The sequence below is a fragment of the Vibrio sp. Y58_MX_L22 genome (assembly GCF_024181865.1).
GTDB classification, from domain to species: Bacteria; Pseudomonadota; Gammaproteobacteria; order Enterobacterales; family Vibrionaceae; genus Vibrio; species Vibrio alginolyticus.
In genome coordinates, this window is sequence record NZ_JAMZAN010000004.1 from 250,712 (window position 1) to 271,592 (window position 20,881).

A 20,881-nucleotide genomic window follows, 5' to 3' on the forward strand; every position below is an offset into this window, starting at 1 on the left:
ATCATTGAGTAATTACTTATAGAGAGTTTTGTTGTCGTTTTCGGCATCAGATTCTTAATTTTAAACCTGCAAGCTGTGAGATATTTGCCATACTTTTTATTATGGCAAGTAGCGCAAGGATCATTTCAGTGTTTGCTAGGGTTTTAATCATGACGGCACTTCTGGTGCCGTTTTGCAGCTTTTCCACCGTCGTTTCTCTCGAAGCTTCAGCGCAAGTCGAGCAAGAGGGAGCGGTACAAAAGCTGTCTGTAGAAAAAATGATCCATTATCCAGAGGTTATTGATCAACTGTATCAAAGCACCAATTACCGTTTGAACTGGGAAAATGAAAGTGATATTGAGCAGTTTCTTTTTCAAGTAAACCTGGTTGCACTTGCGGATGTCACCGATGAATTCGAAAATCAACTTCACCGGATAAACCAAGTAAGGTGGCAGGGAGATAATCTCGACTTCGATTTAGTGATGACAGATTCACTCTTGATGTACCTTAGTTATCTTGAGCAACTCCCCGAAGAAGGGATTAATTGGCTATTTACAGACAAAGCCCATGTTACGTTACCCGCTCCTAGCATCGATACTTTATCGGTTCTGAGTAATGAGATTACGGTTGGCAAACTTGGTCAGTTTTTGGCAAGTCTCCGGTCTCCATTACAAACAGATGATGCTTTCTACTCCGCCTATTCTTCGCTATCGGAACATTCTCAGTACCAATATCCTGCCTATCAACAAACTGGGCTAGCACGTGTTGGCGATATATTAGAAAACAGACCCCTATTGATTGAGCGAATGGAGATCGTAGGCGTAGATGTTTCTTACTTGGATTTAGTCACTGAAGAATATGACGAACAATTAGAGCTTGCGATAAAAGAGTTCCAGCGTATTCATGGTTTGAAAGAAGATGGCGTTATCGGCCCGAATACCATTCGATGGATCAACTTTTCTCCTCAAGAGCGATTGCATCTGCTGGCGTTGAATTCTGAGCGTTCAAGAATTTGGTCGAAAGAAAGGGATAATGTTGTCTTTGTTAACGTGCCTGGATACGAAGTCACGTATTGGCATGACGGTCAACCCTTGTTTGAGTCTAAAGTTGTGGTAGGGAGAGCATCAAGAAAAACGCCCATCATGTCGGTAGCACTGGATTCAGTTATTCTCAACCCAACTTGGAACGTGCCTTGGACTATCATGGTTAAAGACATTATTCCTAAAGTAAAACGTAATCCGATGTATTTGATTAACCATAACATTCAAATCATTCGGTCTTGGACTTCGAACGAAATTATTGACCCTACAACCATCAATTGGGCAACGGTGAATCCGAGAACATTTCCTTATCGTATGCGACAGGCGTCGGGCTTACAAAATGCACTGGGATTGTACAAGTTCAATATGCCTAACCCACAAGCTATTTATTTGCATGACACGCCAAGTAAGAACTTGTTTGAACAGGACAGACGCGCATTCAGCTCAGGATGTGTTCGTGTAGAACATGCAGACCAGTTAGCAGAACTTCTGTTCAAAACTCAGGGGTTGGAAGAACGTTTAGCGAAAAAGCGAGAAAGTTCTCGTCGGTCTAACACGTCAGTTCCTTTGGGAGAGCGCATTCAAGTACACATCATTTATCAAACAGCATGGTTGGAAGAGGGAACGCTTTACTACCGTGATGATATCTATAAGTACGATCACCGCAGTTGAAATCTTTAAGGAAAATTTACAAAACGAAGAATTCTCTTTTCGTTTAATAATTAAGCAATAATTGCTGCATCTGAAAATCAAGATGGAGCGTTTTATGCATTTGACGTGACAAATGTGTTTGGTTAATGTCCACGACTTGTCTAGTTGTTGAGCACTGTATTTTGAAATGGTAAGTCGTAACTTTTCCCGCCGAGATTTCCTTAAAATGACCGCTGGTGGTGTGGTGTTGGCATCTGCCCTGCCATCATTTTCTTGGGCTTCACTCCCTGACGAGCCACGTGCGCTGGCGATGAACAATCTTAATACTGGAGAGATCCTCGAAACATGCTATTTCGATGGAAAACGATACATTAATGATGAACTTCAAAGGCTGAATGAGTTTTGTCGAGACCATCGACGAAATGAGGTTCATCCCATGGATAGACGCTTGTTCGATCAAATAAGTCAAATTCAAAAGTTAATTGGTACAGAAGCAGAGGTGATCGTCATTTCAGGTTACCGTTCTCCTGCCACTAACGCCTCGCTGCGCAACGGGTCTTCTCGTGTAGCGAAAAAGAGCATGCACATGGAAGGAAAGGCCATTGATTTCCGTTTAGACGGCGTGAAGCTTTCAACGGTTCGTGATGCTGCATTAAGCCTAAAAGCCGGTGGCGTGGGTTATTATCCAGGCAGTAACTTTGTTCATATCGATACGGGTGCTGTTCGTTCCTGGTAGTGCCAGTTGAGACAAGGTTTCTAGTCTCAGAACGTCGTCGATTACCCACAGTTCAAAGCTTGAAGTCGCTAGGCCTTAGTGTCATAGTTGCGGCAGTTTTCACGCAAATTTATTCGGTATAGGTTATCTATGGCTCTGAAATACCAAGTTGTTCCAGTAACATCTTTCTCTCAAAACTGTTCTATTGTCTGGTGTGACGAAACCATGAAAGGCATTGTGGTTGACCCAGGCGGCGATGAAAAGCAGCTCGCTATGCTTATCAAAGAGCTGGGTGTTGACGTGGTAAACCTCGTGCTAACACACGGTCACTTGGACCACGTAGGTGGCACGGAGCCGCTGTCTGCACTGCTTGGCGGTACAGAGATTGTTGGTCCTCACAAGGCAGATAACTTCTGGTTGCAAGGTTTGGAAGGTCAGAGCCAAATGTTTGGTTTCCCGCTGACAGAAGCGTTTGAACCGCACCAATGGCTAAATGAGGGTGACACTGTCACGTTCGGTAATCAAGTGCTGAACGTATTCCATACACCTGGTCATACACCTGGTCACGTTGTGCTTTACAGTGAAGAAGCGCGTTTAGCGTTTGTGGGTGACGTTTTGTTTAACGGTAGCATTGGTCGAACTGACTTCCCACAAGGTGATTTCAATACGTTGATTAGTTCTATCAAAGAGAAATTGTGGCCTTTAGGCAATGATGTCACGTTTGTCCCTGGTCACGGCCCTCAATCGACTTTCGGTCACGAGCGTAAAACTAACCCGTTCGTTGCTGACGAGATGCCGCTTTACTAAAAGTGCGTGTACTAAGCATTATTCTGGCTCGGCGGCAGCTAAGTATCGCCGAGTCAGTCCCACAAAATCCTCAGCCTCACGATCTAGATCACTTGCTGATATAAATAGATCGTAGCCATAAAAGCCTCTCTGATACTTCATCCGGTTGGCGAGCATCGCTAACAAACCTTTGTACTCAATCCCATCTCTGTTTATATACGGTTTAGGGTCAAGCACCATATCCTCAAACTTATCTTCACACTGATTTTGTTTCGCGCCTAAGTAAAGCAGTGCTCGCTGGCTGAGGAGAATTTCTGTCGCTATACGAGGGCAGATTGAATTTAAGTAGGGTGAGTAGTGTTTTAGACGAATACCGATCCAAGGTAGCGGTTGGTGCCACCCTTCCTGTTGGTAGCTACAAATACCGATTGACTCAATATTTCGCCATCGGACGACCCAACCTCCTTTAAAAAGGTGTTGCTGAAAGTGAGAAGCTGTCAGCGTAAAAGTGACTTGGCTTTTCTTAATCATCAAGATGGCGAAACCAACGATTGCAGACATCAAAATGACCGACAACATGGCTTGCTTCCATCCCGGAGAAATGGCAACCAAAAACAAAGTGATGAGTGCAACGAGTAACAAAAGTATTCTGTTGATAGGGGAGTCGGGTTTGAAATGTGAATTTGTTAGGTGCAGCGTTTCCATGCTTATAACCTCATCGAATACTTGTTCAAAAATAAGTGGGCAGCTTTATGTGCATTGACTTGCATTTAAAATAAAACAAACCTCTGTTTTTATACCCAGTATTCAATAAATCCGTTCATAAAATATCTGATTAAATAGTAGACGTTCTATGCTTTGAGCGCATTTTTCATCGCGTTTCGCCGCTAAAACCTACAAATTGCTTGTGAATTTTGGTATAAAACGCGCTTCAAATTTTCATCCCTGCTGAGATGCAGTGAACTGGAGAAATATTCAATGAGACTTGCTCATAAGCGTAAAGTGCAGATGAAACTGCAAAAACGCATTAAAGCGACAGTAGCAAACTTAGCTGCAGCACCTAAAGCAGTGAAGCCTGTTGCGGAAAAAGCAGTAGCACCTTCTGTTGCTGAAAAAGCTGTTGCGGAGAAAGTAGTAGCTGATAAAAAAGTAGCTGCAGTGAAAACAGTTGATGTTGCCCTTACTCCTAAGCAACAACAAGTATTAGACATCGTTATTGCGAATGCTGAAGGTATTAACCCTAAAGGCATCGGTCTAGCTGCAGGTCAAGAAGATACTAAAGCGGCATCATGGGCTACTGGCGCACTAAAGAAGCTTCTTGAAGAAAACCTAGTTCAAAAAGAGCAGTTAGCAGGTAACAAAGTTATCTACAAAGCAGTTTAATTACCACTACCGTTCTAGATTGAATACCTCGGCCGATGCCGAGGTATTTTTTTATCTTGGTATTGGAAATAATGCATTAAGTACTGACTTTAACACTACCAATAAGTGGTTTGTCACATTTTCTTAAATACTATGTAAATTTTTTGGCAGAAAAATACGTACGTATTGTCTTTTATTTTTATTCATAGATAAAAATATAATTTATTGATTTTGCTATTAACAGTCTTTTGTCATGACGATTATCCTACGTACTTGTACGTAATACCTTAGGCTAATGCCTTATTGATGAATTACTCGCTTCCGTGTTCATGCCCATTTCGCATTAGACAACATTGTTACATCTTTTATACCGAATACAGCCAATCCTAATGAAATGGATGACAACAATAACCTTGGTGATAAAGGACGTGAACGATGAGTCTAATCCAAAAATCTTTAAAACGAGTGCTCAAAACAACCGCTGTCGCTGCCGCGATGGCACTCGCAGCGACTTCTGTAAACGCTGCTGAAAAAGTCTATCGTTTAAAGCTTGCTGAAACTTGGGGGCCTAATTTCCCAATTTTTGGTGATACCACAAAAAACATGGCAAAAATGGCGGAAGAGATGTCCAACGGACGTTTGCAAATCCGCATTGATTCCGCAAACAAGCATAAAGCGCCTTTTGGGGTGTTTGATATGGTTAAGTCGGGTCAGTATGACATGGGTCACTCAGCGTCTTATTACTGGAAGGGTAAGGTTCCAAACACACTTTACTTCACTTCTATGCCCTTCGGTATGTTGCCAACTGAGCAGTATGCATGGTTTTACTACGGCGGTGGTATGGAGCTGATGGAAAAAGTGTACTCTCCACATAACTTGATGTCTTTCCCTGGGGGTAATACCGATACTCAGATGGGGGGGTGGTTCCAAAAAGAGATCAAGTCCGTCGAGGACTTACAGGGTTTGAAAATGCGTATCCCAGGGTTTGCTGGTGAGATTTTGGCTGAGTTAGGTGCCAAGCCAACGAATATCGCCCCTGGTGAGCTATATACCTCTCTAGAGCGTCGCACAATTGATGCCTTGGAATGGGTTGGTCCATCACTGGATCTACGTATGGGCTTCCACAAAATCGCGCCTTACTACTACACAGGTTGGCATGAGCCAGCGACTGAGCTTCAGTTCCTCGTTAACAAGCGCACCTGGAACCGTCTACCTGATGATCTAAAAGCGATTTTGCAAGTAGCCATGAAAACGGCCGCTTACGATATGTACACGCAATCGAAACACGAAAGCGGCAAAAACTGGGCATCTATTAAGTCTGAATACCCAAATGTTGAAGTAAAAGATTTCCCACCTGAAGTCGTAGCTGCGTTGCGAGAAGCAAACGATCGTTTGTTGAAAGAACATGCAGAAAAAGATGCTTTGGCGAAAGAGATTCAAGAGTCACAAGCGAACTATATGAATCAAGTTCGACCATGGTCAGATATTTCGCACCGAGCGTACTTAAACAGTCAAGCTCAACAATAACGTTATGGAGCAGGCGATGCCAAGAGGTTTAGCCTGCTATCGAAGCCCAAGAAAACTTCATAATGAATGCTCCGCACTATAGCGGAGCGCATCTAAACGTTCCACGGAGTTCGGAATGAGAAGTCTTATTTATATTGAGCGATTATTTAACCGCTTTAGCGATTTCCTCGGATGGTTATCCAGCATCCTGTTTATTTTGTTGTTAGCAAACGTTGTGTACGACGTTGTCATGCGTTACGTGTTTAATGATGTGTCTATCGCATTCCAAGAAATGGAATGGCATCTATTCTCTGCCGTGTTCTTGCTTGGTGTGCCTTACGCAATTAAGTCCGGTGGCCATGTTCGCGTCGACATTTTTTATGAACGCTTATCTTACAAAGCACAATCCATCATCGACATCATAGGCACACTATTTTTCTTATTCCCTTTTTGCCTACTGGTAGCTTGGTTTGGTATTGATTTCGCCAAGGAGAGTTACGCGTTAGGCGAGACGTCTGGTGACCCAGGTGGCTTACCATATCGTTGGATTATCAAAGCGATGATTCCGCTGTCATTTTTCTTTATGGCGGTGAGTGGTATTGGATTGTTACTTCATTCAATCAACAAAATTGTCAACCCTCATCTCATCTATGCCGGTAATAACGGTAAGTCGTAAAAGGAAGTCATTATGATCGGTATAGTGATGTTTTTTGTTGCGCTCTTTGCGCTTCTATTGGGATTTCCCGTTGCCTTTACTTTTGGTGGTATCGCGCTGATTTTTGGTGTTTGGGCTGAAGGCATCGAGATGTTTGCTTTTATGCCATATCGAATTCAGTCCATTATGGAAAATACGGTGCTAATGGCCGTACCGCTGTTCGTTTTTATGGGGCTAGTGCTACAGAAAACGAAGCTTGCTGAACAGCTACTAGAATCAATGGGGCGTTTGTTCGGTGGCGTTCGCGGTGGTATCGCTATTTCTACCGTGTTAGTTGGCGCATTGCTTGCAGCTTCAACGGGTGTGGTAGGCGCATCAGTTGTTGCGATGGGCTTAATATCTCTTCCTGTGATGCTCAAATACAATTACGACAAAGGTTTAGCGTGTGGGACTATTTGTGCGTCTGGCACGTTGGGCCAAATTATCCCACCTTCTATCGTGTTGATCTTGTTGGGTGATGTACTTGGCGTACCGGTAGGGGACCTATTTCAAGCTGCGATCTGGCCCGGTATTACACTTGTTGGCGCCTATGTGATCTACATTCTCATCTACGCGAAGTTTAACCCTCAAGCCGCACAGGCGATAGAGCGTGATGAGTCGATCAGTCGTAAACAAGAAGTGCTCACCGCACTGAAAGCTGTATTGCCACCTTTAGCATTGATCATCGTGGTATTGGGCTCCATCTTTGCAGGGATTGCAACACCAACAGAGTCAGCGGCACTGGGTGGTGCAGGTGCGATTATTTTATCGCTATTGTATAAGCAGTTTAGTTGGTCGATGATTTATGATGCATCAAAAGAGACAGTTAAAGTAACCGCAATGGTCTTTGCGATCTTACTTGGTGCGACCGCCTTTTCAATGGCATTTACCTACACTGGTGGTGATTATTTAGTTGAAGAGTGGATGTTAGAACTGCCGGGTGAAAAGTGGGGATTCCTTATTATTACCATGGTGGTGATTCTGATTTTAGGTTTCTTTATCGACTTCGTTGAAATCTGTTTTATCATCGTGCCAATTATTGCGCCAGTCGCTGAATTGATGGGCATTAATATGACGTGGTTTGCGATTCTTATTGCGATGAACTTGCAGACGTCGTTCCTCACACCGCCATTTGGCTTTAGTTTGTTCTATCTAAAAGGTGTCGCTCCAGCAGGGGTTACTACGCGTGATATCTACAAAGGTGTGATGCCATTCATCGCGATTCAGATTGTTGTGTTGACGTCTTTGCTGTTTTTCCCAGGTTTTTACGGTATGAGTTAATCACTCGATAATAAAGAGATTTTGTGAACTGAGAGTTTTTACCTTTTGAGACAAGTTGTTAAGCTGTTAATTATGTCTATGCAGACACAATCGATTAGTTTGTACTGCTAAGATAGTAAGCTGTAAAGGCAGCGTTTCATGGAGGGAAGGGATGCCTCTCAAAGCAAAGTTAATTCTGCTGACACTGATACCCGTGGTATTGGTGTCAGCGAGTATCAGCTGGATCTCTATCTATCAAACCAAGACCCTTGGCAAAAGGGAGGTAGAGATCTTTCATCAAAACCTGATCCAATCAAAAGAAGCGGCGCTGAAAGATACGGTCGACGTCGCTTTTGACTCCATTTCTTACATCTACAACGATCCGACATTAGAAGAGAGTGTTGCCAAAACGCGTGTGAAAGCGATTTTAAATCGTTTGAGTTATGGGTCTGACGGCTATTTTTTTGCTTATGATAAATATGGTACCAACCTTGTACACCCAGTTCTTCCAGAGCTTGTCGGGGAAAACTTACTCTATCTTGAAGACGAAAATGGCGATCGCTTAATCGAAGCTTTATTGTATCAAGCGCAATCAGGTGGCGGATTTCATCAGTACCTGTGGCAAAAGCCATCTACGGGTGAAGTCGTCCCTAAGCTTAGTTACGCTGCATGGCTCGATAAGTGGGAATGGATGATAGGGACTGGGCTGTATATTGAGGATGTCAGCCGAGAAGTCGCCAATATGCGCGCGGCAGTGAACAAAAATATCGAAACGACATTTTTCTCAGTCGTCGTGATCTTAGCGGTGACCGTTGCTGTAATCATTGTTCTCACTTTGGCGATCAATCTGCACGAGCATCGCCTCGCTGATAAGAACCTGAAAGAATTGGCACATAAAACCGTGATGTTCCAAGAAGATGAGAAAAAGCATTTAGCGCGAGAACTGCACGATGGAATCAATCAGTTGTTAGTCTCCAGTAAATGTCATTTAGACTTAATGAGTCATAGACTGGAAGACGAAAAACTCAAATCCCACTTAGATAAATCACAACGATCGCTCGTCACCGCGATAAATGAGGTGCGGCATATTTCTCATCAGCTCCGTCCAAGCGCCCTCGATGATATCGGTTTAGAAGCAGCACTGACGACCTTGCTACAGGATTTTCATTCCCATTCCGGGATTGATATCGAGAGCAATTTCGATACTCAGCAGCACAAACTGACTTCGGAAGTCGCAACGACGCTATATCGCGTCGCTCAGGAGTCTTTGAATAACATTGAAAAACATGCGCGAGCGAAAAAAGTAACGGTTACTTTGCAAAAAATGGGCAATATGCTGCAATTACTCATACGTGATGATGGCGTTGGATTTGTGGTTAACCAAGCAGTGCACCAACAAGGGATTGGGTTAAGGAACATGCAAGAGCGTGTAGAGTTCATCGGTGGTGAATTTGAGCTAATGAGTGAGCTTGGCTTGGGAACAGAGATTACTGTGCTGCTTAATTTGGATGAAATAGTTTATGGATAAACCGATTAGTGTAGTGATTGTCGATGATCATCAAGTGGTATTGGATGGCTTCATGGCTCGTTTGGAGTTAGAGCCTGACATCGAAGTGGTGGGTACAGCAAGCAATGGCTTGGAAGCGATAGAGGTCGCAAAGCACTTGCAACCGGACGTCATATTGATGGATATCAGCATGCCAATAATGAACGGTATTGAAGCGACTGGTGTGATTAAAGAAGCTCGCCCAGAGAGCAAAATACTTATGTTGACCATGCACGATAATCGCGAGTACATCATGAAGGTCATGCAAGCTGGTGCCGTAGGATATATGCTCAAGGAAATCTCGGCCGAGAAAATGGTGCAAGCAATAAAAACGGTTAACCAAGGCTCGACGTATTTCTGTGAATCCGTCACACAAACACTCTTTACCCAAGAAGTGGTGCCTGCCACGCAAAAAACGAATCCTCTCAGCCGCAGGGAAGAAGCGGTACTTAAATTAGTTGCTCAAGGAAACAGCAGCAAGAAAATCGCCACTTTACTCAATATTAGTTATCGAACGGTAGAGACGCATCGCCATAACATTAAGCACAAGTTGGACTTACATTCGACGGCAGAGTTAGCAAAATATGCGTTTGAAACTGGGTTGACTGAGTAGGAGAGTAGTGCCCGCAAAAAGCGAGCACGTGGGAGCGAAACTAATCGGCTTTGGTAATGCTACCAAGCTCTAGCATTGGAGCAACATCGATGTCCTCTGCATTCATCATCGTCGAGATGCGTTGAACGGAAGATAGTAGAAGGGATTGCTCCCATTCTTCCAATTTTTGGAATCGATTAATGAAGTGCTCTTGCAGCGGCGTTGGTGCTTGTTTTAAGGCTTCTTGGCCCTTGCTCGTAAGTACAGCATGCACTTTACGCTTGTCTTGAACACTGCGCTGACGCTCAACAAACTGGCCTCGTTCTAGTCTATCTAGAATGGTCGTTGCGGTCGCTTGGCTCATGTTAGTGTGGCTAGACAACTGTTTAATCGTCACGTTATCTAAGTCATTGATAGCGCGCATCAAAATCAACTGTGGAGCAGTCAATCCAGACTCTTTGCTCAGCTTTTTAGAATGTAAATCAATAGCGCGGATGATCTGACGAATCGAGACCAATACTTCTTCGTACTTTTCCAATTTATTCATCCAGTCTGTAGGGAACATTTATCGAGGCGACACTAACTTAAATGCGCCCTTATTTAAAGGGGGGAAATCAAAAATTACCTCTACAATTTTACGCCGTGTCCTCAATACCATTTTGTCGCGCCTTTTCGACAAAATAAGAAGAGCTAAAATTATTATAGCAATAAATGTTTGTGGTCTAACTATTGTAGTAGTGATTTGTTCTATCAGAGGCCGTAACCACACAGTGAAAAGTAAGTTATTGGATTTTTTAATAGCAAAAAGATAGACAAAAACGTGTCAAATGATAGGATCTTGCGCCTTCACGGAATGCAAAACGTATCGTGTTCGAAAGATTTTTTTGTTTGGTACGTAAAAACACTACAAAAATAGAGAGGAACGATGACAAAGGGTATAGATAAGTACAGTATCGATAGTACCGACTATACGGTAGGTCAGGACAACGTTCAAAAATGGGGTTTTGATGTTCATAACCCAGTTTTTGGTATTAGTGCAGGTTTAATTGCGCTGTTTCTTGTCGCTGCATTAGTTCTAGATGCACATACCGCAAAGACGGCACTTGATGGGCTGAAGTGGAAAATTATTGGTTCATTCGATTGGTTGTTCATTATTGCAGGTAACATTTTCGTTATTTTCTGTTTGGCGCTTATCGTCTCACCAATGGGTAAGATCCGACTAGGTGGTAAAGACGCTGTTGCCGATTACTCGTTTATGTCATGGCTTGCAATGCTATTTGCAGCTGGTATGGGTATCGGTTTAATGTTCTGGAGTGTTGCAGAACCTGTCGCTTACTTCACCGGTTGGTATGAAACGCCACTTGGTGTTGAGGCAAATACACCAGAAGCCGCGAGATTGGCACTGGGTGCAACGATGTTCCACTGGGGCCTTCACCCATGGGCAATTTACGGTGTTGTAGCACTTTCTTTAGCATTCTTTGCCTACAACAAAGGTTTACCGCTATCTATGCGTTCGATCTTCTACCCACTTCTGGGTGATCGTGCATGGGGTTGGGCTGGCCACATTGTGGACATTCTGGCTGTGCTTGCGACTTTATTTGGTCTTGCTACATCCCTAGGTCTAGGTGCGCAGCAAGCAGCAAGTGGTATTCATCACGTATTTGGTGTTGAGCCAGGCCTTGGCCTACAAATCGTCGTCATTACCGTGGTGACTTTACTTGCTGTTGTTTCAGTGGTACGTGGTATCGATGGTGGCGTTAAAGTCATTAGTAACATCAACATGGTTGTGGCGTTCTTGCTACTGATTCTTGTTGGTCTTATCGGTTGGGCGGCGAGTTTAGGCTCGATTCCAACCACACTTATGGCATACGTAGAGAATATTATTCCACTAAGTAACCCGTTTGGTCGTACAGATGAGGCATGGTTCCAAGGCTGGACAGTATTCTACTGGGCTTGGTGGATTTCATGGTCACCATTCGTAGGCATGTTCATCGCGCGTGTTTCTCGTGGTCGTACCGTTCGCGAGTTCATCACAGCAGTTCTACTGGTTCCAACGGCGGTTACCGTTGTTTGGATGTCTGTATTTGGTGGCCTGGCGATCGAGCAAGTTGTTGATAAAGTAGGTGAGCTGGGCACAAATGGCTTGACTGACGTATCACTTGCTATGTTCCAAATGTTTGATGTTCTTCCATTTGGTAGCATGCTTTCTATCATCGCTGTTGTGCTGGTACTTGTGTTCTTCATTACGTCTTCTGACTCTGGTTCACTTGTTATCGACAGCATCACAGCGGGCGGTAAAGTCGACGCTCCTGTACTTCAACGTGTTTTCTGGGCATTTATGGAAGGTGCAATTGCGGTTGCTCTACTGTGGATTGGTGGCTCCGAGGCGGTTCAAGCTCTTCAGGCAGGTGCCATTTCTACAGCACTGCCATTTACCTTCATTCTGCTTGCAATGTGTGTGAGCTTATTGATGGGTATGAGAACAGAGCGTCAGTAATTCGGCATTTTATAAAACCGCCTGACTAACAATTAATCAAAAGGCCAGCAATTTGCTGGCTTTTTTTGTGCGGTTTTTATGACGCTCGAGACAAAAAAATGACACATGAAAGTTCATATTTTACAAAGAGTTAATGTGCTATTTTGTTTTTTAAAAATTAGTGAATAGTCGTAAAAAAGTGTGTAATATTCATGCACCTTAACTGTTCTCCCAACTCAAAAAACTATAAATATGAAATTATCATTAAAACAAAAGCTTATAGGCGCAAGCCTTTCTGCTGTTGTTGTGATGGCAACAGCACTTACTTGGTTGTCGGCTGGTCAATTATTTGATCAGACTCGTTCAGGTGTCTATTCACGTGCGCAAAGTCTTAGTACTACTGCGTCAGAGGGAATTTCTGATTGGGTCAATATCCGTAAAGATATTGCCACTGCGTTCAACGACTACTCGACCGAGCAAGACGTTGTTCCTTTCCTACAACAAGCTCGCAAGGCTGGTGGCTTCGATGACATCTTCCTTGGTACACCAAACGGTGACATGTACCGCTCTCATCCGGAGCGTAACCGTGCTGATTATGACCCACGCACACGTCCTTGGTACAAGGATGCTGATGCAGCGGGTAAGCAAATCATCACAGCCGCATATCAAGACGCAATCACGAATGCACTACTTGTGACCATTGCTGAGCCAGTAATGAAAAATGGTCAGTTTGTTGGTGTTGTTGGTGCAGACGTACTGATCGATCAGCTTATCAGCGATGTGATTAACTTAGATGCAGGTGAAAACGCGCATGCGATGCTAATCGACATGAATGAAGGCACCTTTTTAGCGCATCCAGATAAAAGCTTGACGCTTAAGCCTATCACCAGTGTTCTAAAAGATTTTTCAGAAGAGGCAATTGAGCGCGCCGCCGATGAAGGTCGTATCGAAGATACGGTAATCAAAGGAAAAGAGAAGCTTTACTACTTCAATAAAGTTCCTGGTACGCATTGGATGTTTGCGATTGAAATGGATCGTGCAACAGAAGAAGCTGGTCATGCGGTATTGCTACGAGATCTATTGTTTACTGCTGTGGCGATCACGATTGTGGTTATTCTTGCAGTTTCTTGGCTAGTTGGTTTCTTGTTCCGTGACTTGAACCGCGTATCAAATGCACTGGAAGAAATTGCATCTGGCGAAGGTGACTTAACGCAACGCCTAGAACCACGCAGTGATGATGAAGTAGGTAAACTGGCGGAAAACTTCAACCGTTTTGTTGGCAACATGCACACAATGGTTACTAAGCTTAGCCACGTATCTTCTGCGCTTTCAGAGCAAGCACGCACGACAGCACAGCAAGCTGAGGAGCGTAGTCAGCGTATCTCTTACCAGCAAGATGAAATCAACATGGTGGCGACGGCTGTGAACGAAATGGCAGCAGCGACACAAGAAATTGCAGGTAATGCTGATAGCACGGCAAGTAATTCAGAAGAAGCGGTTCAAGCTTGTTCACATGGTTCTAGCCAAGTAACTCAAACGCAAGGCTCTATTCAGAACTTAGCGCAAGAAGTTCAAGTTGCTACTGATGTGATTCAAGAGCTAGAAGCACACGGAAATAGCATCAATACGATTCTATCAACGATTCAAGGCATTGCAGAGCAAACGAACTTACTTGCACTGAACGCGGCGATCGAAGCGGCACGTGCAGGTGAGCAAGGCCGTGGTTTTGCTGTGGTTGCAGATGAAGTCCGCGTATTGAGCCAGCGTACTCATGCTTCAACGCAAGAGATTCAAGAAACTATCGAGATGCTACAAGGCACAACAGCCAAGGCGGTCGGTATTATGGGTGACAGTCGTCGTCTAGCTGATACCAGTGTTGATGATGCCAATGCGGCTGCAGCGAGCTTGACGCAAATCCACACTGCTGTTGAGCGTATCAGTGATATGGCAACGCAGATTGCTTCAGCAGCAGAAGAGCAAGCATCGGTAACCACTGAGATCACTCGTAATACTGAAGGTATTCGTGACGTGTCTAACGAGTTGTCAGTCGAAGCTCATCAAGCAGCAGAACAAGCTGCTCACCTGTCTGAGCTATCACACGAACTTGAACAAGAGATTCAACGCTTTAAGCTGTAATCTTGTCTCAACCTAAGTAAAAAGGAGCCATCTGGCTCCTTTTTTGATCGCTATTAAGCGTGAAGTATACTACAGCCAGAACTCACTGATGGGTTGCTCTTCACTGTAATGATGGGCGATTTGCGCTTGCAGTAGCTCTGCGGTAGCAATTGCATCGGTTAATGCATGGTGAGGCGTATAGTCTGGCAGCCCATAACGGCGTCGAGATTGCGCTAGCCTAACCGATTCTGGCTTTTTCCCTTTTAAACGCTCCCAGAGAGAGCCGGAACGTTTCTGTTGAATGGTTTCTTCAAGGTGCAGCGTATCTAAAACAGGAAACTCAATACCTTCCCCTAAACGGCTTTTGAGCGCTTTATCCAGAAACTCTCTCTCGATACGACGGTAATGAACAACAATGATTTTCCCGCTTAAGCATGGTAGCAGCTCGCTTAAGATATCGCCTAAGTCAGGTGCATCGATCAATTCGCTGTGAGTAATACCGTGTATAATGACTGAATCTTCATCGAGTGCACGCTGTGGACGTACCTTCCAATGACGCGAGTTACGTAGGAAAATTCGCTTCAGGTTAAACGGCACCAAACCAATAGTAATGATGTCATGTTTTTCAGGATTCAAACCCGTCGTTTCGAAATCTAACGCCACGAACTCCACCTCAGATAACGGTGTTTCTGGAGCAGGCGGCCTGTTGCTATAAAACGCAATTAAATTCTCATCCTTCGCCATCTCCAGCTTTTGTTCAAACTTCGTTGGCCACTGAATGGTTGGCTTCTGAAAGAGCTTTTTAATCATGCTAAACCTCACTTAAAGCTCTTGTTCGCTTGGTAGCGGAACTTAAGGAAATTTTGACCATTGCTTAGGATCTGGAATGCATCCTTTAGGTTGCGACGTTCAAACTCAGAGAGGTTTTCCGGTTCGATATTGTTATCAGGCTCAATGCCTAGTTCCACATCCGTCGCTTGGTGACGAATACGTACCATGGAAATAAATTCTAACGCGTCTTTTAAGTCTTGTGCTCGACCTTTTGGCAAAATGCCAGCATCAATAATGTCGTCAAGACGCTCAAACGAGTTCTGTGCACGTGAACCAACCGCCAGAGAGTGAACGCGAATTAAGTCGACCAGAGGAGCAGTACCGCGACGTTTGAGGTTGATGGAGTTGTTGTGTCTGCCATCTTTTTCCATCACGAAGTCTTTAAAGAAGCCTAGAGGTGGTGTTCTGTTTAGTGCGTTACGAGCCAAACACGCTAAGAAGCGGTTGTTCTTTCGAGCGCGACGAACAATAAAGCTAGTTAACTGTTCTGCCCATTTTAAGCGGCCATAGACACCATCCAAGTCGAAAAAGATGGAGGCGTTGAGTAGTGCTTTCGGGTTCGGGTTATCAATCCAGTCAGCAAAACACTCTTCCCACTCTGAACGAGTCATGCGCCATAGTGGGTTGGTTGCCATAATATCACCTGTGCAATATTTGTAGCCACAGGCATCTAACCCATCGCTGACGTATTTTGCTAGGGCTTCGAAGTATTTACCATGTTTCTCTTCTTGATAGGTCTCATCTAGAATGATGGCGTTATCTTGGTCAGTCACCAACAGTTGCTCATCTCGCCCCATTGAGCCAAGTGCAAGGAAACAATAAGGAATTGGCGGTGGGCCAAGCTCTTCTTCTGCCATTTCTAGCAGACGCTGTTTGAAGCTTCGGCCAATGACCGACATCGCGCTACCCACCATGTGAGAGTTGGCATCTTCATTGACCAGACGCACGAAGCTGCTTTTCACTTCTTCGGCAACAACGGCTAAATCTTCGATAGTCTGTTGTTGGAAAATACTACTCACCAACAACAACGAATTCTGAGATTCATAACGAACAATGTCGGTTGTTTCGATAATACCGATTGGTAATTGGTTTTTTACCACTGGTAGGTGATGTACGTTGTAACGCAGCATCGTTAACATTGCTTCATAGATGTAAGCGTTGTGGTCAAGAGACATGACCTCCGTGGTCATCACACTGGACACATCGTCCTGTGGGGACAAACCTTCAGCTAACACACGGGTACACAAATCACGGTCAGTAATGATACCAAGTACTGGGGACTGTGGATCGTCTTCGTCACGAACGAAATCTGGGTCGACGATAAGTAAAGCCGATACGTTGTCATTCGCCATTTGCTGCGCGGCTTGCTGGATTGTCTGACCACGATCAATCGTATGAGCATCGCCAGTCAGCAAGGTTTTCACTTTCGACGTCGTCAGGTCATTGGCGTCTTTGTTTTCTGAAATGGCTTGGCGTAAACGAGCGCTATTTTCAACTTCAACAAAATCCGCAAAGGAATCAAAGTTATCGTAAATTTCTTGGAAAATGTCACCAGGAATACAGTAGAGCAGGGTATCCTCAATGGCTTTTACCGGAAAGCGGACTTTGTTATTGGTGAGCATGCCCATCTGGCCAAATAGGTCACCTTCGTCAAGGCGATTATACAGCTCACCTTTGCGTCGATAAACTTCAACAACACCGCTTCGCACCACGTATAAATCTTGGATATAGTCTCCAAAATGGATGATGGGGGTATCTTCTCGGTAGTACGAGATTTCGACACTCTCTGTCACCTTGTTTAGTGTTTCTTCAGGGAGTTCATTGAACGGGGGATACTTGGCGAGAAAGTTGTAAATCTCGAGAAGTTCTGCATCCATCGAAGGCGCCTTTTAGTTCGCAAATAATAAAGTAATCTTAACTTAGTTTTAAAACAGAGTCTTATCTGAACCGCGATTTTCGTGCTCAGTCATAAGATTCTGACATATCGCACGATAAGGGAGCTTCATTTTTACTACTATATGGTCACCTCAATTGAAAAAGACGTCGTCGATATGTTTTCTTCGTGATGACTGATTAGATCTTTGGCTGTTTCAGATCGTTATCACGTCTTTAGATTAAGCTATTCTTCTTGAGCCAAGTAGCTCAGGCGATGGAATACAGTGTTTAGATAATTCTCATGAAAGGAAGTCGAATGGTGAGAAATTTATTGCTTGTTTCTTTAGCTGCTTTGCCGGCGATATCAAGCGCAGCGGTCATGGACCAAGCAGAAAAATTTGGGTACGAACACATTCATTTGGATGTTGGTGCCGGAACGACAAACGAAGAATGGTTAGATAACTCTAATGCGACCACAGTTGGACTCGGTGGTAACTATTTGTTTACTGAGAACTGGTTGTTTAATGTTGATTACTCAGCGCAGTTTTTCCATCCGGATGATTTTACTCTTCGCATTGACCGCCTTTTGTTTGGTGGTGGTTACCGTTATGGAGTTACAGAGCAATTCGATATCTACGGGCTATATGGAATAGGCGCAATCAAAGCGAAAGCGACGGACGACAAAACGGATAATACGTTGTCTTCCGATAGCGAATTGATTCAAGCTGTAACTGTTGGGGTGAATTACTTGCTCAGTGAAAAGCTTATTGCGACAGCTGAAGTGGAGTTGAACCGTAGTGATATCGTTGATGAGAACAATTTTAAGATCGGTTTTAACTACCAATGGCATAAAGTCATCGGCACTGGTCTTTTTTATCAGTTTAGAGATACTGATTACAGCGGTGAAAGCTCAGATTACGTCAATGAAGTAGGGCTGAGTTTGAAGTTTGTCTACTAGATCGGACGGGTTCGTTTTTGGCGTTAAGTTAAAACAAAAAAGGTCAGCTTATGCTGACCTTTCCTTTTAATAAAGTATGCGACAGTCGATTATAAAACCGCTGCAATGCCTTTACATAGAGGGCCCATATTTGACTTCGTCATACCAGCAACACTGATTCGGCCAGAACCGACAATGTAAATACCGAACTCTTCTTTAAGGCGGTTAACTTGCTCTTTAGAAAGACCAGAGAAAGAGAACATACCATTTTGACGTTCGATGAAACTAAAGTCTGCGTCCACACCCTCTGCTTTTAGTGTCGCTACAAACAGTTCACGCATTTCTTGAATACGGTCACGCATTTCTGCTACTTCAGCTTCCCATTCCGCACGCATTTCGGCGTTGCCAAGAATGTGAGTCACGACAGCGCTGCCGTGTGCAGGTGGGTTAGAGTAGATAGAGCGAATAATGGCTTTAACTTGAGAAAATGCGGTTGTTGCGACTTCTTCTGACTCAGCTACTAACGTGAAGGCACCTACGCGTTCATTGTATAGGCCAAAGTTTTTCGAGAAAGAGCTCGCGACTAGGATTTCTTTGTTGTATTTAGCAAAAGTACGAAGACCTGCAGCATCTTCTTCCACACCTTTAGCAAAGCCTTGGTAGGCGAAGTCGAACAGAGGAAGCAATTTCTTCTCTGCGACAAGTTTCGCCAATGTTTCCCACTCTTCAGCCGTAGGATCGATCCCTGTAGGGTTGTGACAGCAGCCGTGTAGAAGCACGATGTCGCCTTCAGATGCAGATTGCAGATCATTTAGCATCGCATCGAAGTCTTTGTCTTTTGTTTCAGCATTGTAGTAGCTGTATTGTGCCGTTTCGATACCAGCAGCAGTAAATACGCCGTTGTGGTTCGCCCATGTTGGGTTGCTGATCCAGATCTTTACATCGCCTAGTTGACGTTTAATGAACTCGCCGGCAACACGTAGTGCACCAGTACCACCCGGAGCTTGAGCTGTTTTAGCGCGTTTTTCGTTTACAATTTCTGCATCAGAGCCGAAAAGCAGTTTTTGCACTGCAATGCCGTACTCTGCTGTGCCTTCGATGGTTAGGTAAGATTTGGTTTTTTCAGTTTCAACAAGTGCTGCTTCAGCTTTCTTTACTGTCGCAAGAACGGGAGTTTCGCCTTGCTCGTTTTTGTAAATACCTACGCCAAGGTTAATTTTGTCTGCGCGAGCATCTTTTTTAAACTCTTCAGTAAGGCCAAGAATAGGGTCAGCCGGAGCGGCAACTACTTTTTCAAACATAATCTTCATCCATGTTAATCGAAGGGGTGTGCTAACATTTATACCTTTCAGCAATATTGGTTACAACCGTTACTGAAAAGAAAACCTAAAAAAGTTGCGATTTGAAACAGAATTCTAACATAACTAAAGTTTTTGCCATGAAAACGTTTGGTAGGCACAGAGTTTGAAGGGCATTTATGCCATGGTTGGAGAAGTTTTGCACACATCCCAATCGTTTCAATTCAGTGCTTTGCGTTAACACGTTTATAATTGTCTAGTGAGGATTTGTTGAGACAAAAACGCCCCACCAAAGGTGGAGCGTTTACTGTTAGAGTATGGATATCGGTTGGGGTTATTTCTTCAGATTGATTTCCGACTCAACCGCATTGGTTTCGATGTCAGGGTTAGAAGAAAGTTTTTCAGTCGCCCAGTCGTTCATATGCTTTAAGATCGCTTTTAATGCGTGCTTTTCGGTTGGTACTTCTGTCTTTTCAACTTCAAGTTTTTGCTTCGGATGCGTACCCGTCGCATCTTCCGCAACGTGTAGCCAATCTGGGTGCCAGTAATAAGGTTGGCCGGAAGGAGAGCTCCAAGAATGTACGCCGTTGGATTCACCTTTGTATTTAATATCTTCTTCGTTGTATTTCGCCATTATTGTTTTCTCTCATAATCCATGAGTTGAGGTGTGCATCACCATTACTATTTAAATGTAACAGATGTAATGAAAATTAATGTGATAACAATCGACTTATTTTGCCCTTTGAACGCTATAGAAGATGCGTACTTCTCATTCAGAAGAATTTACTATTTGGCAGGTTTTAGCTTTATTTGTGTTTAAAGCATACAACGATGGATTCGCCTACCTAATGCTATTCTTGAACGGTGATAGAGCCTAAACTACTCGTCATTCAAGTGTTTGAGAATCGCCGCTTTTGCATGCTCTTCTGTCGCTGTTTCTCCATCAGGGACTTCAAGGTCAGCCTTTTTGTGTTCACCCAAAGCATCTTCAGCGATATGCAGCCAATCAGGATGCCAATAATAAGGGGTGGTACTGCCAGGATGGTCCCAACTATGTACACCTTTATGTTTTCCGCGATACGAGAGATCGTCCATTGTAAAAACTTTCATCGCTTCCTCCTGATTTAAAGACAGTAGTTCGAAGTGAGTTTAACGCACTCAGTCCAACGTAAAACCTTGGCTTTTAGGTATTGCAAAGATGTGAGGCAATATGTGTGT

The 20,881-nt window shown here is 43.9% G+C and carries 19 protein-coding genes; 12 read left to right on the top strand and 7 right to left on the bottom strand.

All coding sequences use genetic code 11. The annotated features are described in order from the left end of the window. Positions 1–149 precede the first annotated feature (149 nt). The 3 genes from NL626_RS11645 to NL626_RS11655 all read left to right on the top strand — a co-directional run bounded on the left by NL626_RS11645 (position 150) and on the right by NL626_RS11655 (position 3,192). Positions 150–1,691 (top strand): murein L,D-transpeptidase, encoded by a 1,542-nt coding sequence (locus NL626_RS11645; protein ID WP_005376852.1) that lies wholly within the window; start codon positions 150–152, stop codon positions 1,689–1,691. Between the two features lie 166 nt (positions 1,692–1,857). After that, on the top strand, positions 1,858–2,406 hold the full coding sequence (locus tag NL626_RS11650) for a DUF882 domain-containing protein (protein WP_031778936.1): 549 nt from the start codon (positions 1,858–1,860) through the stop codon (positions 2,404–2,406). Between the two features lie 129 nt (positions 2,407–2,535). Beyond that, a complete protein-coding gene (locus NL626_RS11655; protein ID WP_005376855.1) occupies positions 2,536–3,192 on the top strand; it encodes an MBL fold metallo-hydrolase in 657 nt (218 codons plus the stop codon). A gap of 18 nt (positions 3,193–3,210) precedes the next feature. Here the strand turns inward: NL626_RS11655 and NL626_RS11660 are convergent, their stop codons facing one another. Beyond that, positions 3,211–3,876 (bottom strand): DUF2982 domain-containing protein, encoded by a 666-nt coding sequence (locus NL626_RS11660; RefSeq protein ID WP_005376857.1) that lies wholly within the window; start codon positions 3,874–3,876, stop codon positions 3,211–3,213. 273 nt (positions 3,877–4,149) lie between these two features. Between NL626_RS11660 and NL626_RS11665 the strand changes: the two genes are divergently transcribed. The 6 genes from NL626_RS11665 to NL626_RS11690 all read left to right on the top strand — a co-directional run bounded on the left by NL626_RS11665 (position 4,150) and on the right by NL626_RS11690 (position 10,152). Further along, complete coding sequence (locus NL626_RS11665; protein ID WP_047103233.1) at positions 4,150–4,554, top strand: hypothetical protein; 405 nt, start codon at positions 4,150–4,152, stop codon at positions 4,552–4,554. Between the two features lie 414 nt (positions 4,555–4,968). Beyond that, positions 4,969–6,060: a TRAP transporter substrate-binding protein gene (locus NL626_RS11670; RefSeq protein ID WP_017636112.1), complete on the top strand. Its 1,092-nt coding sequence runs from the start codon at positions 4,969–4,971 to the stop codon at positions 6,058–6,060. A 115-nt stretch (positions 6,061–6,175) separates the two neighbouring features. Next, on the top strand, positions 6,176–6,715 hold the full coding sequence (locus NL626_RS11675; RefSeq protein WP_005376869.1) for a TRAP transporter small permease subunit: 540 nt from the start codon (positions 6,176–6,178) through the stop codon (positions 6,713–6,715). A gap of 12 nt (positions 6,716–6,727) precedes the next feature. Next, entirely contained in the window at positions 6,728–8,014 is a 1,287-nt protein-coding gene (locus NL626_RS11680; RefSeq protein ID WP_253657374.1) for a TRAP transporter large permease subunit, read from the top strand. Between the two features lie 151 nt (positions 8,015–8,165). Then, positions 8,166–9,521, top strand: coding sequence for a cache domain-containing protein (locus NL626_RS11685; protein WP_005386831.1), 1,356 nt, complete (start codon positions 8,166–8,168; stop codon positions 9,519–9,521). Continuing rightward, positions 9,514–10,152 (top strand): response regulator transcription factor, encoded by a 639-nt coding sequence (locus NL626_RS11690; protein ID WP_005376875.1) that lies wholly within the window; start codon positions 9,514–9,516, stop codon positions 10,150–10,152. Before NL626_RS11685 ends, NL626_RS11690 begins: the two co-directional genes overlap by 8 nt. Before the next feature lie 40 nt (positions 10,153–10,192). Here NL626_RS11690 and NL626_RS11695 read toward each other — a convergent pair whose 3' ends face one another. Continuing rightward, complete coding sequence (locus NL626_RS11695; protein ID WP_005376877.1) at positions 10,193–10,669, bottom strand: MarR family winged helix-turn-helix transcriptional regulator; 477 nt, start codon at positions 10,667–10,669, stop codon at positions 10,193–10,195. Between the two features lie 387 nt (positions 10,670–11,056). On the opposite strand from NL626_RS11695, the gene NL626_RS11700 reads away from it, so the two are divergent. Together NL626_RS11700 and NL626_RS11705 are read left to right on the top strand one after the other, a co-directional pair. Continuing rightward, entirely contained in the window at positions 11,057–12,628 is a 1,572-nt protein-coding gene (locus NL626_RS11700) for a BCCT family transporter (protein WP_005394723.1), read from the top strand. A gap of 231 nt (positions 12,629–12,859) precedes the next feature. Beyond that, positions 12,860–14,743 carry a methyl-accepting chemotaxis protein gene (locus NL626_RS11705; RefSeq protein ID WP_005376880.1) on the top strand — a complete coding sequence of 628 codons (1,884 nt, stop codon included), beginning with the start codon at positions 12,860–12,862 and terminating at the stop codon, positions 14,741–14,743. A gap of 69 nt (positions 14,744–14,812) precedes the next feature. Here NL626_RS11705 and NL626_RS11710 read toward each other — a convergent pair whose 3' ends face one another. Together NL626_RS11710 and NL626_RS11715 are read right to left on the bottom strand one after the other, a co-directional pair. Beyond that, positions 14,813–15,532, bottom strand: a complete 720-nt coding sequence (locus tag NL626_RS11710) for a 3'-5' exonuclease (protein ID WP_213903911.1) — start codon at positions 15,530–15,532, stop codon at positions 14,813–14,815. A gap of 8 nt (positions 15,533–15,540) precedes the next feature. Then, on the bottom strand, positions 15,541–17,430 hold the full coding sequence (locus NL626_RS11715; RefSeq protein ID WP_033905640.1) for a DUF294 nucleotidyltransferase-like domain-containing protein: 1,890 nt from the start codon (positions 17,428–17,430) through the stop codon (positions 15,541–15,543). 314 nt (positions 17,431–17,744) lie between these two features. Here NL626_RS11715 and NL626_RS11720 point away from each other — a divergent pair, with 314 nt between their 5' ends. Next, entirely contained in the window at positions 17,745–18,386 is a 642-nt protein-coding gene (locus NL626_RS11720; protein WP_253657375.1) for an outer membrane beta-barrel protein, read from the top strand. An 89-nt stretch (positions 18,387–18,475) separates the two neighbouring features. Here NL626_RS11720 and NL626_RS11725 read toward each other — a convergent pair whose 3' ends face one another. From NL626_RS11725 to NL626_RS11735, 3 genes are all read right to left on the bottom strand, one after another. Next, positions 18,476–19,666, bottom strand: coding sequence for an amino acid aminotransferase (locus tag NL626_RS11725; RefSeq protein ID WP_017636105.1), 1,191 nt, complete (start codon positions 19,664–19,666; stop codon positions 18,476–18,478). Between the two features lie 331 nt (positions 19,667–19,997). Then, positions 19,998–20,297: a hypothetical protein gene (locus NL626_RS11730; protein ID WP_005376885.1), complete on the bottom strand. Its 300-nt coding sequence runs from the start codon at positions 20,295–20,297 to the stop codon at positions 19,998–20,000. A gap of 245 nt (positions 20,298–20,542) precedes the next feature. After that, entirely contained in the window at positions 20,543–20,773 is a 231-nt protein-coding gene (locus NL626_RS11735) for a hypothetical protein (RefSeq protein WP_017636104.1), read from the bottom strand. Positions 20,774–20,881: the final 108 nt, after the last annotated feature.

Coding starts and splice junctions, on each gene's coding strand:
- NL626_RS11645 (WP_005376852.1), top strand. CDS start 150: ATGACGGCACTTCTGGTGCCGTTTTGCAGCTTTTCCACCGTCGTTTCT.
- NL626_RS11650 (WP_031778936.1), top strand. CDS start 1,858: ATGGTAAGTCGTAACTTTTCCCGCCGAGATTTCCTTAAAATGACCGCT.
- NL626_RS11655 (WP_005376855.1), top strand. CDS start 2,536: ATGGCTCTGAAATACCAAGTTGTTCCAGTAACATCTTTCTCTCAAAAC.
- NL626_RS11660 (WP_005376857.1), bottom strand. CDS start 3,876: ATGGAAACGCTGCACCTAACAAATTCACATTTCAAACCCGACTCCCCT.
- NL626_RS11665 (WP_047103233.1), top strand. CDS start 4,150: ATGAGACTTGCTCATAAGCGTAAAGTGCAGATGAAACTGCAAAAACGC.
- NL626_RS11670 (WP_017636112.1), top strand. CDS start 4,969: ATGAGTCTAATCCAAAAATCTTTAAAACGAGTGCTCAAAACAACCGCT.
- NL626_RS11675 (WP_005376869.1), top strand. CDS start 6,176: ATGAGAAGTCTTATTTATATTGAGCGATTATTTAACCGCTTTAGCGAT.
- NL626_RS11680 (WP_253657374.1), top strand. CDS start 6,728: ATGATCGGTATAGTGATGTTTTTTGTTGCGCTCTTTGCGCTTCTATTG.
- NL626_RS11685 (WP_005386831.1), top strand. CDS start 8,166: ATGCCTCTCAAAGCAAAGTTAATTCTGCTGACACTGATACCCGTGGTA.
- NL626_RS11690 (WP_005376875.1), top strand. CDS start 9,514: ATGGATAAACCGATTAGTGTAGTGATTGTCGATGATCATCAAGTGGTA.
- NL626_RS11700 (WP_005394723.1), top strand. CDS start 11,057: ATGACAAAGGGTATAGATAAGTACAGTATCGATAGTACCGACTATACG.
- NL626_RS11705 (WP_005376880.1), top strand. CDS start 12,860: ATGAAATTATCATTAAAACAAAAGCTTATAGGCGCAAGCCTTTCTGCT.
- NL626_RS11710 (WP_213903911.1), bottom strand. CDS start 15,532: ATGATTAAAAAGCTCTTTCAGAAGCCAACCATTCAGTGGCCAACGAAG.
- NL626_RS11715 (WP_033905640.1), bottom strand. CDS start 17,430: ATGGATGCAGAACTTCTCGAGATTTACAACTTTCTCGCCAAGTATCCC.
- NL626_RS11720 (WP_253657375.1), top strand. CDS start 17,745: ATGGTGAGAAATTTATTGCTTGTTTCTTTAGCTGCTTTGCCGGCGATA.
- NL626_RS11725 (WP_017636105.1), bottom strand. CDS start 19,666: ATGTTTGAAAAAGTAGTTGCCGCTCCGGCTGACCCTATTCTTGGCCTT.
- NL626_RS11730 (WP_005376885.1), bottom strand. CDS start 20,297: ATGGCGAAATACAACGAAGAAGATATTAAATACAAAGGTGAATCCAAC.
- NL626_RS11735 (WP_017636104.1), bottom strand. CDS start 20,773: ATGAAAGTTTTTACAATGGACGATCTCTCGTATCGCGGAAAACATAAA.